At 45.0% G+C, this 16,647-nt stretch carries 13 protein-coding genes; 8 read left to right on the plus strand and 5 right to left on the minus strand.

Annotated elements, in window-relative coordinates; all coding sequences use genetic code 11:
- Positions 1 to 34 precede the first annotated feature (34 nt).
- Entirely contained in the window at positions 35 to 1,030 is a 996-nt protein-coding gene (locus tag KUA46_RS14000) for a GNAT family N-acetyltransferase (RefSeq protein ID WP_218487459.1), read from the plus strand.
- A gap of 452 nt (positions 1,031 to 1,482) precedes the next feature.
- Here KUA46_RS14000 and KUA46_RS14005 read toward each other — a convergent pair whose 3' ends face one another.
- Entirely contained in the window at positions 1,483 to 2,940 is a 1,458-nt protein-coding gene (locus KUA46_RS14005) for an IS1182 family transposase (RefSeq protein WP_218487978.1), read from the minus strand.
- Positions 2,941 to 3,284: 344 nt separating this feature from the next.
- On the opposite strand from KUA46_RS14005, the gene KUA46_RS14010 reads away from it, so the two are divergent.
- Positions 3,285 to 4,574 carry an ATP-binding protein gene (locus KUA46_RS14010; protein ID WP_218487977.1) on the plus strand — a complete coding sequence of 430 codons (1,290 nt, stop codon included), beginning with the start codon at positions 3,285 to 3,287 and terminating at the stop codon, positions 4,572 to 4,574.
- 288 nt (positions 4,575 to 4,862) lie between these two features.
- Here the strand turns inward: KUA46_RS14010 and tnpC are convergent, their stop codons facing one another.
- The 4 genes from tnpC to KUA46_RS14030 all read right to left on the minus strand — a co-directional run bounded on the left by tnpC (position 4,863) and on the right by KUA46_RS14030 (position 8,944).
- Positions 4,863 to 6,422, minus strand: a complete 1,560-nt coding sequence (tnpC, locus tag KUA46_RS14015; protein ID WP_218487973.1) for an IS66 family transposase — start codon at positions 6,420 to 6,422, stop codon at positions 4,863 to 4,865.
- A gap of 101 nt (positions 6,423 to 6,523) precedes the next feature.
- Positions 6,524 to 6,871: an IS66 family insertion sequence element accessory protein TnpB gene (tnpB, locus tag KUA46_RS14020; RefSeq protein WP_118189835.1), complete on the minus strand. Its 348-nt coding sequence runs from the start codon at positions 6,869 to 6,871 to the stop codon at positions 6,524 to 6,526.
- Complete coding sequence (locus tag KUA46_RS14025) at positions 6,859 to 7,269, minus strand: hypothetical protein (RefSeq protein ID WP_119237662.1); 411 nt, start codon at positions 7,267 to 7,269, stop codon at positions 6,859 to 6,861. The genes tnpB and KUA46_RS14025 overlap by 13 nt, the downstream gene beginning before the upstream one ends.
- Before the next feature lie 337 nt (positions 7,270 to 7,606).
- Positions 7,607 to 8,944: a deoxyguanosinetriphosphate triphosphohydrolase gene (locus KUA46_RS14030; protein ID WP_217325824.1), complete on the minus strand. Its 1,338-nt coding sequence runs from the start codon at positions 8,942 to 8,944 to the stop codon at positions 7,607 to 7,609.
- Between the two features lie 168 nt (positions 8,945 to 9,112).
- Here KUA46_RS14030 and dut point away from each other — a divergent pair, with 168 nt between their 5' ends.
- The 6 genes from dut (at position 9,113) to KUA46_RS14060 (ending at position 16,627) form a co-directional block, all read left to right on the plus strand.
- Positions 9,113 to 9,550 carry a dUTP diphosphatase gene (gene dut, locus KUA46_RS14035; RefSeq protein ID WP_117692971.1) on the plus strand — a complete coding sequence of 146 codons (438 nt, stop codon included), beginning with the start codon at positions 9,113 to 9,115 and terminating at the stop codon, positions 9,548 to 9,550.
- A 48-nt stretch (positions 9,551 to 9,598) separates the two neighbouring features.
- Complete coding sequence (locus tag KUA46_RS14040) at positions 9,599 to 11,449, plus strand: tetratricopeptide repeat protein (RefSeq protein WP_218487155.1); 1,851 nt, start codon at positions 9,599 to 9,601, stop codon at positions 11,447 to 11,449.
- Between the two features lie 37 nt (positions 11,450 to 11,486).
- On the plus strand, positions 11,487 to 12,401 hold the full coding sequence (locus tag KUA46_RS14045) for a DUF4292 domain-containing protein (RefSeq protein WP_256625045.1): 915 nt from the start codon (positions 11,487 to 11,489) through the stop codon (positions 12,399 to 12,401).
- 50 nt (positions 12,402 to 12,451) lie between these two features.
- Positions 12,452 to 14,233, plus strand: a complete 1,782-nt coding sequence (locus KUA46_RS14050; protein WP_218487153.1) for a murein hydrolase activator EnvC family protein — start codon at positions 12,452 to 12,454, stop codon at positions 14,231 to 14,233.
- A 310-nt stretch (positions 14,234 to 14,543) separates the two neighbouring features.
- Positions 14,544 to 15,503 carry a DUF5119 domain-containing protein gene (locus tag KUA46_RS14055; RefSeq protein ID WP_420377333.1) on the plus strand — a complete coding sequence of 320 codons (960 nt, stop codon included), beginning with the start codon at positions 14,544 to 14,546 and terminating at the stop codon, positions 15,501 to 15,503.
- Between the two features lie 68 nt (positions 15,504 to 15,571).
- A complete protein-coding gene (locus KUA46_RS14060) occupies positions 15,572 to 16,627 on the plus strand; it encodes a fimbrillin family protein (protein WP_218487151.1) in 1,056 nt (351 codons plus the stop codon).
- Positions 16,628 to 16,647 lie beyond the last annotated feature (20 nt).

The following is a 16,647-nucleotide window of genomic DNA, read 5'->3' on the forward strand; positions in this document are numbered from 1 at the left end:
AAATCGTAGAATCATAGCATATAAGAAGAGTAATATGGAAGAAGAAATCATCCAACCGATTGACCGTGAGCTCCTGAAAAGCGAGCTTACACCCGACAAACAACTGAGAATGACCAATAAGAGCCATAACGAGATTTACGTCGTTACGGCAAATGATTCGCCTAATGTGCTGAAAGAGATTGGTCGACTTCGTGAAATCGCTTTCCGCGAAGCGGGAGGCGGAACGGGCAAATCTATGGATCTTGATGAGTTCGACTTTGGTGACAACTGTTACAAGCAGCTGATTGTCTGGAATCCTGAAGCCGATGAGATTATCGGCGGTTACCGTTATCTCTTGGGTAAGGACTGGGAGCTCGATGAGAAGGGACAGCCTAAGCTGGCAACCAGCCACATGTTCCATTTCTCCGACAAGTTCCTCAAGGAGTATATGCCTTATACCGTAGAGTTGGGGCGTTCCTTCGTTTCACTCGAATATCAGAATGTGCGTACCAACACCAAGAGCATCTTTGCTCTCGACAATCTCTGGGATGGTTTGGGCGCTTTGACGGTTCTCTATCCGGAAGTAAAATATTTCTTCGGCAAGATGACGATGTATCCGTCTTACATCCGTCGTGGCCGCGACATGATTCTCTATTTCCTCAAGAAGCATTTTGATGACAAGGAGAACCTCGTAATCCCGATGAAACCGCTGAAATTGGATACTCCGGAGAGTGATTTGGCTGCTATCTTTACAGAAGATGACTTCAAGGCAGACTATCGCATCCTGAACCGTGAAGTTCGCAAGTTGGGTTATAATATCCCTCCTCTTGTTAATGCCTACATGAGTCTGAGTCCTACGATGAAGCTTTTCGGTACCGCCATCAACTATGGTTTTGGTGATGTAGAGGAGACCGGTATCCTCATCGCCATCGATGAGATTTTGGAAGAGAAGCGAGTTCGCCACATCAACAGTTTTATTAAGGAACATCCTGAGGCTCTGAAGATTACGAGCGGAGCCAATAATTTGATTTATAAGGAAAAAGAAATTTAATTCAAGTTTCGCATGTAAGCTTCACACGCCCAAGGTTTCAGAACACCATCATGTCCCCACACGCCCAAGGCTTCAGAACACCATCATGTCCCCACACGCCCTGAAAGGGCAGAAGCTCCTAGCCCAGGGCAACGCCCTGGGTAATTACGAACACAAACCTGTCGCCCTGTAAGGGCAAAAGCTTTAAAACTCCAAGGTAAACATAAAGCTTTTGCCCTTACAGGGCGCCTTGCTGATTGCTATTATACCCAGGGCGATGCCCTGGGAGGGCACTGAAAAAGGTACCCAATTTTAAGTTGCATAGCTTGTTTTTGAACTTTAATTCTTGTCCAAGAAGCATTTCATCTTTTAAAAGTGGAATACTTTTTTGGACAGGAATATAGCCCCAAATAGCTTTCTATAGCGTTTCTGGCGTTTAATTCGGCAATATATAGAGAAATCTACTTCCCCCCTTATGCATTTTGCATCAATTTGATGATTCTCTTCACATTTGCAGCGAAAATAGTCAAAGCTCCCTGCATTTCCATGCACGACAAACCGTATGACAGGGCTCTGTCATATCCTAAGACATTCTTAAGTTCGGAGTTTTTGGCTTCTATCTTGTATCGTTTCCTCTGAAGATTTATAAACTCTTCTGTTTTTTGATATTCGATTTGCTCCAACTGTTCATCCGATTTGATGGTAATCGCATATGTTTTTGTCTTGGCTCCTTCCTTGTAGCAACCTTCACGTAATGGACAGACCTTGCATTTGTCCACATCAAAATAATAGGTAATGCTGGAGTTTCTGTGACGCTTGTCATTTTTGCGATAATTCATCTCTTTCCATTTCGCCAGATGCCCTGCTGGGCAGACGTACAGATCTGCATCCTTGTTGTATTCAAAAGGGAGTTTGTTTGTTCGATTACCGTCAATTACAGAGCTTAAACGAGCAGAGAGGCGCATATTGTTTTCCTTTGCCATTTTGAGATTCTCCTTGCTGGAATATGCCTTATCTGCTACTATGGAATCAACTTCCATTCCTGCTTCCTCTGTCTTTTTTATCAATTCTGGCAATTGCTGTCCATCACCCTTCTCGCCGGAGGTGACGGTAGCTGCGGTGATAATTCTCTCATCGCTCATAGCTATATGCGTCTTATAGCCAAAGAATGAAGAATGCGCTGTTTTATGTCCTGTACGGGCATCCTCATCCTTTGATATTACGCCTCGGGTCTCTGCGTCTGAAATGGTTTCTTTCAGCATATTGAGACGCTCCTTGACTGCAGGCATATTGGCAGTTGCAGCATCAGCTTCCACCGTAGCAACTATCGTTTTGGCTGCAGTCATGATAGAAGAATACTTCTTTTCTTTTGGAAGCTCAGGCAATTCCATGCTGTCATCTACAGAATTAACGACCTTGATTACGGCCTTGCAATAATACTCCAAACTCTTTGCTGCACTGATAGGGTTGGAACGAGAATGCGTATGGGTTGCATCAACAATGATGGTTCTAGACTTGAGGACACCTGCTTCTATAGCAATAGAAACAGTCTTCTTGATAAGAAGATCCAACAGGTCCATATTCTTCAGGCGAAGTCGACGGAATTTGGTCAAGGAACTAGGATTAATCAGATTAGTCTCCTCAGGAGTTAATCCCAAGAAGTACTTAAACGACATATCATAGCGAGTACGTTCAACAACATCAACATCCGATATGTCATAGATTACCTTTAAAAGAAGATACTTAAACATACGGATAGGACTCTCTGCTGTACGACCATTGTCATGACAATACTTGTCCTGCAATTCCTGGTATACGAAACTAAAGTCCACCAGGTCAGTAATCTGGCGGAGCAGGTTGTCTTTTGGGATAATCAAGTCATACAAACTTGAATAATCACTGAATGATATGGTCTGTTGTTGCTCTAGCATAATCCTTGTATTTTTCTACAAAGATACAAAAAATATTGCACATATGCAACTTTTGGGTACACTATTTCAAAGATCGAATGTTAAACTAACATAACCCATGAAGGGACTTTTTCAGTGCCCTCCCTGGGCTAGGAGCTTCTGCCCTTTCAGGGCGTATGGGGCAAAACAACTTGGGTTAAATAGTCTTAATGAATCTCGGAAAAGGCAGCGGAATTTTGGTTTTATGTGTCGAAAAGTGTATCTTTGCGCAGGTTTTATGTGTCAGAAAGTGTAACGATAGCATGGTTTCATGTGTCGAAAAGTGTATCGTTCTGACATTTTCATGTGTCTAAAAGTGTAAAGGTATGAAGAGAAAGGTATATGAACAGCTTCTGGAATGGAAAAGTCAGGAGCACCACAAGCCATTGATTCTTAATGGTGTACGACAATGTGGAAAGACTTATGTCCTTAAGGAATTCGGTAGGCAGGAATTTGACAGTCTGGCTTACGTAAGTTGCGATAGGAATGTAAACCTGCAAGCTATCTATTCGGGCGATTTTGACGTTGCCAGAATCATTCAGGGTTTAAGTGCTTTGACTGGGGTAGATATTATTCCAGGCAAAACTCTTATTTTTCTGGATGAAGTGCAGGCATTCCCGCAGGCTTTAGAGGCTTTGAAATATTTCTGTGAAGATGCCCCGGAATATCATATTGTAGTAGCTGGTTCTCTGCTGGGAGTTGCTTTGCATGCAGGAGTCTCGTTTCCTGTAGGCAAGGTGCAGACTTTGCGTCTCTTTCCGATGGATTTCGAGGAATTCCTCATGGCGATGGGCGAGGAGCAGTTGCTGAAGCTGATGCACAGCCATGATTATGAACTGATGAATGCTTTTCACGAAAAACTGAAGGACTTGCTGCGACAATATTATTATGTAGGTGGCATGCCCGAAGTGGTAAATGCTTTTGCTGAAAATAAGTTGCTCAATCAGGTGCGCAGCCTGCAGAACGAGATTCTTTCCAACTATGCCAGTGATTTCTCCAAGCATGCTCCATCGCAGGAAGTGCCCCGAATTGATATGGTTTGGCAATCCATTCTGGGGCAGTTGTCGAAGGAGAACAAAAAGTTTGTCTATGGCGTGTTGAAGAAGGGCGGTAGGGCCAAGGAATTTGAACTTGCCATCCGGTGGCTGGTGGATGCTGGACTGGTGTATAAGATAACAAAGGTATCGAAGCCGGAGTTGCCTCTGAAGTTTTATGAAGATTTATCGGCGTTTAAGCTCTATTTATGCGATTGCGGTTTGATGGGCGCGATGGCTGATACGTCTGCCAAGGAGGTTCTTTTGGGTGATGCGGTATTTACTGAATATAAAGGAGCTTTTACGGAACAGTATGTGTTGCAGCAGTTGCTTGCATCCGGATTGCAGCATATCTATTATTACAGTTCCGATACTTCTCGTATGGAAATGGATTTTCTGATTCAGCGTGATGGTGTCTTATTGCCTGTTGAGGTAAAAGGGGGTACAAGCGTCAAGGCAACCTCCCTTCATCATTATCTGATGGAGCATCCGGATATTTCAGCCATCCGTTATTCTATGTTGCCTTATCGTCAGCAGGCTAATATCACCAACATGCCGTTATACGGGGTGTTTTTAAAATAAGAAGAAATAATAACACGGACAAATCAAATTGTCCGTGCTATTTTTTAGTTTAAGATCTGTTTTATCCCTCACATCCCTCACGTTTTCCCTTTTTTGAAACTTTAATTGCTTGATAATGAGGTTATTATCTCTTTTGTTAAGCGTGATAGATTGACGAAATGTTTACAAAATCCATCACGCTATCCCTCACGATTTGGGGTTATCTATCATGTTTTTCTGTAAGCGGCTCCGCGTTTATACCTTGCATAATTCAAAAAAAAGCAGTAACAGCTGATTAAACTAATGCTGTTACTGCTTTTTCCATCGGTCAGGAAGTAAGTTTCTATATTTTTCCAATGGGGTATTGGGTTGCCATTCTACAGTCTTTTCTATTACGTCGCATATGTATTCAAACAGATTAATGCCATTCAGCCTGCATGAGATGGCTATAGAATATAGGATAGCCGCCCGGCTTGCTCCTTCGTGCGAACCAAAGAACATTGAGTTTCTTCTTGATAGTGATATGTACCTCTGGATTCTCTCAATATAGTTGTTATCGAGAGCCGTATCACCTCTTTTGAAGATGTCACAAATGGCATTATATTCATTAAGGGCATAACCGACCGCCTGCGCCAAGGTAGACTTGGGCAGCAAATCTTTCCTGGAAGATATTTCCTCCAGTTTCTCCAATAAATCCTGTAAAATGTCCGGTGCATATGACTGCCGATAGGCAAGATGGTCTTCAACGGTCCATCCATTTACCCCAACCTTATGTTTTTTGTCTTCTCGATAAAATCTGTTGAGGATATCTACGACTTCCTGAGCATCCTTGTCTTCCTTGCCGCAGTCGACGAAATCTCTCTTGACATGCTGTAGGCAGGCGATTCTCATGATGTCCGGATAAGCATCCGACTCCAGTTTCCGGTAAGGAGCATACGCATCACTCTGTATGGTACCTTTATAATCAGAGAATACGTTAAGTATGACCTGCTCAGAGCGTGATCCATCCTCATATACGAAGAAGACAAGTCCCAGTTTAGGCGCACTTACAGCCCAGAAGTAGCCTTTCTTCGAACCCTTGTCTGTAGGCTTTGTCTTGGTTAACAGCACTTTATGGTATGTCTCGTCTGCCGAGACATAATCCTGCTGCAACACTACTTGGCAGATAGCCTTATAGAAGTTTTCCAGTACATCGGCACTTCTGGCAATCAGTTTGTTTGCCGTGGCTTTCCTTAACGTAAACCCATTGTCGGCAAAGTATTTGATAATTCGCTCTACCGGCATGGAATAGATGTATCGCATCTGCAGGAGTCCTGCTGCAAAGGAAGGTGAATAGGAAGAATTCAACAACAGAGCCGGCGGAGTTTTCCCCGGATACATGATACTTCCATCAGTATAAGTGTTGATGTGATACACGGTCTTGATGAATTTGATGGGTTCCATGCTGTAACGTATACAGGTACGAGTTCCGAAGAGACGCAACGTCTTCAAAAACTCTGCATCCATGACTGGATCTATCGTAACATGCACCTCTTTCATCTCGTAATGCATGTCACGCCTGGCACCGTTGTTTTTGCGTGCCTTTCTCTTTTCGGCCTGCTCTTTTTCCTTCTTGTCAAATTCCTCCTGCGTCATCGAGGCTTGTGGATTCTTTTCCTGACGTTCGGACTTCTTGCCTGAAACGAGCTTGCCGAGTGCCTTGTTCTGACGATTCGCTTTGTCAATGGCGATTCCTTTCTGGACGAGTAGTTCTTCAAGTGACTTTATACGTTCAATGAGTTCGTTGACCTGTGCAGTCAACGAACTCACTGTATCATTAGCAACTTTTAGTTGCTCCTTTAGAAGCTCTATAATTTCGTCCTTTTTCATAGTGCAAAGGTACGAAAAAATATCGAGATATGCAAATGTTCTTATATATTATTTTTAGTTATTTTATTGATACACAACATATTAGGGTTATCTTACTACTACTATAGATTGAGTCTCTTTCTATATTTCATGCTTTTTAGGCAAATTCCGCTCATGATGGCCGATAGTGTCCTGTACGGCATTTTGCATTGTTTGTTCTTGGGGTCAAAGAATGGTAATTCAAAGGTTCCTCGCTCCAATCGCTTCTGGTACAGCAAGAAACCATCGCCATCCCACTTGAGCATTTTTACCTGCTGGCGGTTCTTGGAGAAGAAGATGAATACCGCACCACCAAGTGGCGGAAGTTCCATCTCGGTTCTCACTATCTGATACAAGCCATTTATGCCCATGTTCATTCGTACGTATCTCTGGCAGACATAGTACTGGGTACTCTCATTCAATCCAAACATCCTGCATCCTCCTTCTCATAAAGTTTCATCAACGCCATAACAGACTTAGCACATCCTTTTTTAACGGAAACCAAAGTTCCATTTGGAAAGGTTATGTTTATGCCATAAAGGAGGTCTTCCATAGGCAGATCTATGGTAGGAGGTTCCATAGGCACGAACATCATGCCTGTACTTGATGCAGATGCTTCTGCTTTTTCTCTGCGGGCTGCCTCCTGGGCTTGGCGGATTTCCTTTTTGGCACGCAAAACAGAATATCCTTTTTCGCACATCCAGTTCATCATGGTGCGATGATTTACATGTCTTTCCTTCAAGAAAGGAGTAAGTTGGGCCTTGGGGTTTCGATTCAGATAGACTAAGAAGGAATCCCAAGCCTTCTCAAAACGTTCGTTTGCTGTCATAATTTGTTTGATTTTAAAATGATGGTGCAAAGGTACGAATAAATGAGAAGACTACAATGGTATAAACGCGGAGCCGCTTACGTTTTTCTGGTGAACATTATGCAGAAGATGCTGGATTCGTTTACGAGTAAAGCAAAACTCCTTGCCGATGGGGCGGAAGTTGGATTGAGACGTTTCGGTTTGTTTCACAGGATGAAACAAAGTGTTTCTCCGCTTGAAACAAACAGTTTCGTGGTATGAAACAAAATATTTCATGCCATGAAACCGTAACCTGTGTACCTCCCTACCGCCTAGCGGACTTGCGAAAGTTCAGTAAGCTAAAAAGAGGGCGCTTCCCTTATACAATAGGCAGACTGATTCCGTTGATCTTCTGATAGATGTCGAGCGCATAGATGTCGGTCATGCCGCTGATGTAATCAATTACCGCCATGATGCGCTCCTCCAGATTCTCGTTCTCTATATCATACTGGCTACTTACCCGGCGCAGGAGCTGCTTGGAGTAGAAACGCGATGGGTTGACGGCTGCCTCGACGAAAACCTCCATCAGAGTTGCCATGATTTGATAACCCGACAGTTCTATGTCGAGTACCGGCTTGCTTTGGTAAATCTTAGAGTAGGAGATCTTCTCGCATTCCTTGTATGCCTTTTTCTGGCGCTCGGAAATGTGGTCGATGAGACTGCCCTCGAAAGTTCCGGCAAGGATTTCCTCCTCGTGCGCCAGGAAGGCTGCCACACATTCGTTCTCCAGTTTGCCGATGACGCTGGCTCTCATGTAAACCACTTTCTCGTTTTCGTCAGTCAGTTCTTCGTCGATGATGCGCTGGCGTATCTTCTGCTGGATATCTTCATCGAAGAAACTCAGCAGCAAGTGCTCCGTCTCGGCAAAGGAAAGAATCTTGAGCTTATGGGAGTCTTCGATGTCCATGATTTCGTAGCAGATATCGTCGGCAGCTTCTACCATATATACAAGTGGATGGCGGGCGTATTTGAGAGGCTCACCCGGTGCAGATTTGCAAAAAATACCCAATTCATCGGCAATTTTCCTATAAGATTCCGCTTCTGAAGCAAAGAAACCGAATTTGCCGTGGTTGCCGGCAAGACTGCTTGCAAACGGGTATTTCACGATGGAAGCAAGCATGGAATAGGTCATGACGAAACCACCCTGACGGCGCCCCTTGAACCGGTGGGTCAGGATTCTGAAGGCATTTGCGTTGCCTTCGAAATGCGTAATATCATCCCAAAACTCCGATGAAACCATTGATTTTATCTTCTGACCCGGTCCTTCAGAGAAGAAAGTCTGGATGGCTTTCTCGCCGGAATGACCGAAAGGCGGATTGCCCAAATCATGTGCCAGACAGGCTGCACTTACGATGGTACCTATCTCCTCGACGAGCGTATCCTTCAGTTCAGGCCGCTTCTGGATGACACGTCGGGAAATGTCGTTACCTATCGACATGCCCACACTCGCCACCTCCAGACTGTGGGTGAGACGGTTGTGAACGAAGATGCTGCCCGGCAAAGGGAAAACCTGCGTCTTGTTCTGCAGGCGGCGGAATGCCGATGAAAAGATAAGACGGTCGTAATCGCGCTTGAATTCAGAGCGATCATCATGGCGCTCGGCATGCTTATGCTCCTGTCCGAAACGCTTGTTGGATATCAGTTGTTTCCATTCCATATTATTGTATTACTTGATTCTGTAGCGCAAAAATACACTAAAGTAAGCACAAATCAAAATAAAATATGATAAATTACATGTTTTTATCCTCAAAAATTCATTTATTCCATCAAAATTGCTTATTTTTGCAGATTATTAAACTCAGACACAGATAAAAAAGAAGAAGTCATGATAAAAGTACAGATTATCAACAAGGGGCATCAGCCTCTACCTGCGTTTGCCACACCTCAGAGTGCCGGCATGGATTTGCGTGCAAACATCGATGAGGCAATCGTGCTTCATCCTATGGAGCGACGACTGGTGCCAACCGGTCTTTATATGGCTTTGCCTGCAGGTTATGAAGCGCAGATCCGTCCTCGCAGCGGTCTGGCTTTGAAGCATGGCATTACCGTATTGAATACGCCGGGAACCATCGATGCCGATTATCGCGGCGAAATCATGGTTCTGCTCATCAATTTCTCTACAGAGGATTTCGTTATCAACGATGGCGAGCGTATAGCCCAGATGGTGCTGGCCAAGCACGAACAATGCGATTTCATCGAGGTTAATGAGCTCGATGAAACCGAACGTGGAGCCGGCGGATACGGTCATACGGGTGTAAAATAACAGATTATTAAAGATAAAGATAGAATAGAAAGGATTAGAATCGTGAAGATGAATCTTAGAAATATCAGTTGGGCAATGGGGCTGGTCTTGCTGGGTTCGGTAGCCATGCCGTCGCTTGCCCGTAAGAAGAAGGTGCAGCCGGTTCAGAAGCCGGCGGTTCAGGAGGATCATCTCTCTCCGAACGACCGCCAGCGCTACAACTATTTCTTCCTGGAGGGAGCGCGCCAGCAGGCTGCCGGCAATTATTCGGCAGCTTTCGACCTCTTTGAGCATGCCCGGAAGATTGACCCGAAGGCGGCTGAAACCTATTTCTATGAGTCGCTTTTCTATTCTCAGCTCAAGCAGGATTCCCTGGCACTTGCCTATATGCAGAAGGCAATAGAACTGAATCCGGAAAACCAGACCTATGCAGAGCAGTTGGGCAGATATTATATAGGTAGCCAGAAATACGATCTTGCCATCGATGCCTATGAGAATCTGTATGCCAAAAACCACGATAATACCGATGCCCTCCGCATCCTGGTTCAGCTTTATTCCCAGAATAAGGATTATAAATCAGTACTCAAAACCATTTCGCGTCTTGAGGTGGAAGAAGGTGAAAGCGAACAGTTCACCCTCTCTAAAATGAGAGTTTATGAACTGATGAACGACAAGAAGGCTGCCTATCAGGAACTGAAGTCGCTGGTAGACCAGCATCCGCTGGATATGCAGTACAAGACAATGCTGGGCAACTGGCTCGTACAGCACGACCGCCAGAAGGAAGCTTACAAGTGCTTTACCGATGTGCTGAAGGAAGAGCCTGACAATTCCTATGCCCAGATGTCGCTTTACGACTATTATAATGCCACCCATCAGGAGCAGCTTGCCGGGCAGATGCTCGATAAGATATTGATGAGTCCGAAATCGGATTTGGAGACCAAGGTGATGATGTACCGCTCTTTCATTCAGAAGAACGAGAGCGAAGGTGGCGATTCTACCAAGGTGATTGCGCTGTTTGACAAGGCGCTCAACGTAGCTCATCCGTCAGCCGATGTGGCAGAGATGAAAGCTGCTTATATGAGTTTGAAGAAGATGCCTGCCGACTCTGTTTGCCGTGCCTTCGAAAAGGTGCTTACCATAGCTCCGGATAACGTGAATGCCAGAATGCAACTCGTACAGATGCTCTGGAACGAGAAAAAATATGACCTGGTTTCCCTGCAATGTAAGGCGGCTCAGGAGTATAATCCCGAAGAAATGGTGTTCTATTACTTCGGTGGAATGGCGTATTATCAGAAAAATAAGGAAGACGAGGCGCTCCGTGAGTTCCGTCTCGGATTGGCGCAGGTGAATGCACAGTCGCCGGCTGACCTGGTTTCTGACCTCTATGCCGTAACCGGCGATATCCTTCATAAGAAAGGTGAAGAGCAGGAAGCCTTTGCGGCTTACGACTCCTGCCTGCAATGGAAAGATGACAACGTGATGGCGCTGAACAACTATGCCTACTATCTGAGTGAGAAGGGCGTTGACCTGCATAAGGCTGAGGCGATGAGCTACAAAACCATCAAGGCAGAGCCGAACAATGGTACTTATCTGGATACCTATGCTTGGATTCTCTTTATGGAAGAACGCTATGCTGATGCCAAGACCTATATAGACCAGGCACTCAAAAACCGCGATTCCACCGCTGATAACAGTACGGTTCTGGAACATGCCGGAGATATCTATTATATGAATGGTATGGCCGATGAATCCGTAGATTTCTGGAAGAAAGCCTATACCGGCGAGAACCAGACTGAGGTGCTGGCATGGAAGATTAAGAACAGACAATATATTACCGAAGAAGAACTGAAGAAGCGTAATGCGCCCAAGCAGAAACCTGCCGCTACGAAGAAGTCAGTTAGAAAAGGTAAGAAGAAATAAACGGAAAGTAGAAAAAACAGGAAAGATGAAATATACAATGAAGAAGAATAAGATGATGCTGCTTGCCGCAGCCTGCAGCATCCTGCTCCTCGGTTCTTGCGGAACCAGCAAGAATGTACAGGGCTCTGGCTCCTCATCAGCCAGTCATCAGAAAGAGAATGCCACCAAGGGTTCTGACTCCCGTCAGAGTGAGACGCTCAGGAAGTTGGCTTTCGTACAGAAGGTTTCAGACAATCAGGTGTATACCAGGAATATTGTAGGCAACATGTCGTTTACGCTCCAGGCTGGTGATAAGGACATTACCGTGCCGGGCAAACTTAGCATGCGTAAGGATGAAATCATCCGCATCCAGCTCTTTATTCCTATCTTGGGTACAGAGGTGGGCCGTCTGGAGTTTACTCCCGACCATGTACTTATCATCGACCGTCTGCACAAGGAATATATCAAGGCAGATTATACCCAGGTAGACTTCCTCAAGAAGCAGGGCATCTCCTTCTATTCTCTGCAGGCTCTCTTCTGGAACCAGCTGCTCCTGCCGGGCGAAAGGACTGTGAAGGAATCAGACCTGAAGAAGTTTGATGCCAGACTGGATGTGGCAGGAGATGCTGTGCCGGTTAGTTTCAGGAACGGCAATATGACCTATGCCTGGACAGCCAACCGCACTACCGGCCGTATCACAGCAGCAGATGTTGTCTATAAGAGTGCGCAGAACGGCACCTCCAATCTCCACGTCTCCTACGGCAACTTCAAGAGTGTAGGCGTCAAGATGTTCCCTGCCTCCCTGAATCTGTCGATGACCACTACTGCTACCAGGAAAAAGCAGGAGGCTAAGATCTGTCTGGAATTGAATCAGGTGAAGACCGACAGCAAATGGAGCACTCAGACCGAGATTTCCAGCAAATACAAGCAGATTTCTCCAACAGATGTGCTCAGCAAGATATTGAGTATGTAGATGCTCATCAAGAGTTTGAAATTATAGAACATGGGTTTTTAATATAAGAAATGAAGCGAATCTTATTATTCATCATGGCAATCACCTTCTCGCTCGCACCTTTTGCGCAGAAGCATTCTGCCCAGAAGAAGCCGGTGAGAAAGACTGCCGTAACTGCGAAAAAGAAGGCTGCTACTCCTGCCAGAAAGACGAACAGCAGAAGTCATGCGGCCAGAAAGACATACAAACCAGCTGCGCCAACCAGAGCAGAACGCAGGGCTGCAACCTATAGCAATGCCTCTATCCGGGGTTTGCAGGGACAGCGCGCTTCTATCCGGAAGAAGATCAGAGAGCAGGAGCAGGCTTTGCAGAGAAATAAGGCGGATGTGAAGAAACGTCTTGAAGACCTGATGGCGCTGAACGGAGAAATAGACCAGCGTCAGAAGAAGATTGACGGTATCCAGAAGGATATTCATCATATTGACGGCAATATCGGCATTCTGCAGGCACAGTTGAAAACGCTTCAGCAACAGTTGCAGGACCGCAAGAACAAGTATATCCGTTCCATGCGCTATATGAGCCGTCATCATACGGTTCAGGACAAGCTGATGTTCATCTTCAGTGCCAAGAATCTGACACAGATGTATCGCCGCCTTTCCTTCATCCGCCAGTATTCTTCCTATCAGAAGGTGCAGGGCGAGGCTGTAAAGGCTAAGCAGAAGCAGGTGAACGAGAAGCACCAGCAGTTGCAGCATGTAAAGGGACATAAGAACACCTTATTATATAAGGGTAAGCAGGAGAAGACGGTTTTGGAAGGCAAGCAGACTCAGCAGCAGGAGATGGTGCAGGGACTGCAGAAACAGCAGAAGACCATTCAGGCTGTCATCGCCGACCAGCGTCAGAAAGATGCGGCAATCAACGCTCAGATAGACCGCTTGATTGCTCAGGAAGTAGCCAAGGCTCGTGCCCGTGCTGCTGCCGAGGCTAAGAAGAAGGCCGCTGCCGCTGCTGCCGCCAAGAAACGTGCCGAGGAACTGGCTCGCAAGAAAGCTGCTGCCGAGGCTGCTGCCAGAGAGAATGCCCGTCGTATAGCCGAAGCCAAGGCGCGTGAAGCTGCTGCCGAAGCTGCCCGCAGAAAGGCGGCTGAAGAAGCAAGACTGGCTGCCGAGGCTGCAAGAAAGGCTCAGGAGGAGGCTGCTGCCCAGGCTGCTGCTCAGGCGAAGGCAAAAGCGCAGGCTAGGGCGCGTGCTGCTGCCGAGGCTGCCAAGCGTGCCGCCGCAGAGCAGGCTGCCCGTGAGGCTGCTGCCGAACAGGCTGCAAGAAAGGCGGAGGCTGAAAGACAGGCTGCCGAGTTGAAGGCGAAGATGGATGCGGAACGCAGTACCCGTGAGATTGCCGCTGCCAAAAAGGAGGCACAGGAGGCTTCTACCTTGAGTTCGGTAGACCGCATGCTGAGCGGTGGATTCGAGGCTAACCGTGGCAGATTGCCGATGCCTATCAGCGGCAGTTACCGTGTGGTGAGTCATTTCGGTCAGTATAATGTAGAAGGCTTGAAGGGCGTAACGCTCGACAATAAGGGTATCAATATCCAGGGCAAGCCGGGTTGTGTGGCTCGCAGCATCTACGATGGTGAGGTGAGTGCCGTCTTCGGTTATGGTGGCATGTGGAATGTGCTGGTCCGTCATGGAGCCTACATCTCTGTTTACTGTAATCTGAAATCGGTCAGCGTTCATAAGGGTCAGAAGGTACGTACCCGTCAGGCTTTGGGTAGTGTTGGCTCTGAAAACATCCTCCAGTTCCAGCTTCGCAAGGAGACAGCCAAGCTCAATCCGGAGGCTTGGCTGAGCCGATAATGTATGAATAGTTGCAGCCGGTAGTGTTTTTACTGCCTGGTTGCTGTAAATGATAGAAATGAAACCTCCAATCAATTGGTTTGATTGGAGGTTTTTTATTGCTTGTAAAAGAGATGGTTACTTGCAATTTATCTGATGACGTAACAAAAACTTTTCTCCCATGTGTTTTTTAGTATCTTTTAAACATTATTTGAGGGTTAAATCAATTTTATGTAGTAATTTTGCAGCGGAAATTTTTGAAAAGAATTAATAACTTGAAATAAGGTTTTATAAAGATGAAGCATTCATGAGAAAATGTATAGGGCTATTCATGTTCTATTGGCTCCTTATCATTTTGTTTACTTCTTGCATTTATGAAGACTATTCTGGTTGCCCGCAAAACGACAACCGTAAAATGGTGCGGATTAATGTGGATTGGCATTTGTTTGATAAAGAGGTGCCTACTGGTATGACGGTTATGGTGTTTCCCTGGTCAGGTGGTGCTCCACAAACTGTCTTGACTAATGAGATAACTCATGCCGACTTTTCCTTAGAACCTGGAAAATATCGTATTCTTGTCTTCAACCAAAGTACGACCGAGTTTGGTACACTCGACTTTCAGGGAATGGACTCTTACGAGACAGCGCGAGCTGTGGTACAGCATGCAACATCGCGCTGGTACTCTCGTGGAGGCGATGAATTGATAGGGGTTGAGCCCGAGTGGCTTGCCTCTGATAAACTCGATGAATTCGAGGTTTCTGGAGACTTTTCTGAGGTAACTTTAACTCCAAGGAATGTGCTTTCGCATATCCAGGTCAGCGTGAAAGTTCCAAGTATAGGATACCTGCGTTATGCGAGAGGATCCTTAACTGGTATTTCGGAAGGCTTTCTGCTGGGACTGGGGAAGCCGCTTCAGAGTAAGGTGACTTATCTTCTGGAGACCTGGACGAAAACGATAGATGAGAATGACGCGACTCTAGGAACGTTGAAGACATCGGTTAAATGTTTTGGTCTACCAGAAACCACCCAACCTGATGCAGACAACAATAAACTGTCTCTTTCAGCTTTGTTGATAGACAACAAGACGCAGATAGATCATCAGTTTGCGGTTGGAGATAAGTTTCAGAAAGACGATAATTCATCAGAGTTAGGTTATACGGTTACTCTTCATGTAGATGTTAAGGTACCTGAACCTTTGCCTGAGGTGAAGCCTTCGGAGGGAAGTTCTGGCGGTTTTGACGTCACAATCCAGGATTGGGGCAAACCTGAGGATATTGATATGGAACTGTAGAAATAGTAAAATGATAAGAATCAGATAAAATAATAATAGATTAGTTTAATTTAAAAATCAAAACAGATATGTATAAGAAAATATTTATGGGTATTGCTGCTGTGGCAGCGTTGACATTGGTAAGTTGTTCAAGCGATGACTTGAATAGTCTTTCAGACAATTCTTCTAAGAACGAGGCTATCAGCTTTGATGGCTACTTGGGAAGAAGTGCAGTTGCTGTAAATGGTTCACGTGGTAGCGTGCTGGATTTGCCTGCTCTTAAGGGAGAAAATGGTGGCTTTGGTGTGTTTGGTAACTATAAAAATGCTGATGACCTGGAGTTTGGTTCTAATTGGTTCGACAATGTGAAGGTAACTTATTCTAATACAGATACAAAGTGGACATATTCTCCTGTTCAGTATTGGTTACCACAAGGCCATATTGATTTCTTGGCTTATGCTCCATATGATAGTAAGTATGATAAAAAAGTAACGAAAGATAATCAAGAACTTAATTTTATTGTTAGTCCCACTATTAAAGATCAAAAAGATTTGTTGTGGGCTAAAGCTACGAATCAGACTATGGCAAACAACTCTGGTACAGATAAAAAAGTGAAATTCCAATTTGCTCATGCTTTGTCTAGACTTGGTTATACTGTAAAGTTAAATAAAGAATATACAGGTACAACCATTACGTTGAACAAAATTACATTGGCAGGATCTAAAGATGGAAACCAAAAAGCTTTCTATCCAAACGGTACCATAAATTTGTCTACTGGTATTTGGACACCATCAACTTCTGATGAAAAGCTGAATTTTGAATGGTTTACCAATACCAGTGGTACGGAATTGACTACAGATGCAACTACTAATGCAGTAGATAATTTTCTCTTTGTTATTCCACAGGATTTCTCTGCTTCAGAAACTGATAAACTTTATGTTATCGTAGAGTACACTATAAAAGGCTATAATGGTGTAAAGACACCAATGAAAAATACGGTTTATCAGAAACTTGAAAAGAACTTCGTGCAGGGTATGGCTTATACACTCAACTTGACTCTTGGTCTGACTCCTATCGAATTCGATGTAACAACAGTTGAAGGTTGGACAGATACCAATCAGGGCGAAATCAATTCTTGGAATTAATCGTATCGGGTAAAAATAAA

It is taken from the genome of Segatella copri, assembly GCF_019249765.2.
Classification (GTDB): Bacteria; Bacteroidota; Bacteroidia; order Bacteroidales; family Bacteroidaceae; genus Prevotella; species Prevotella copri_K.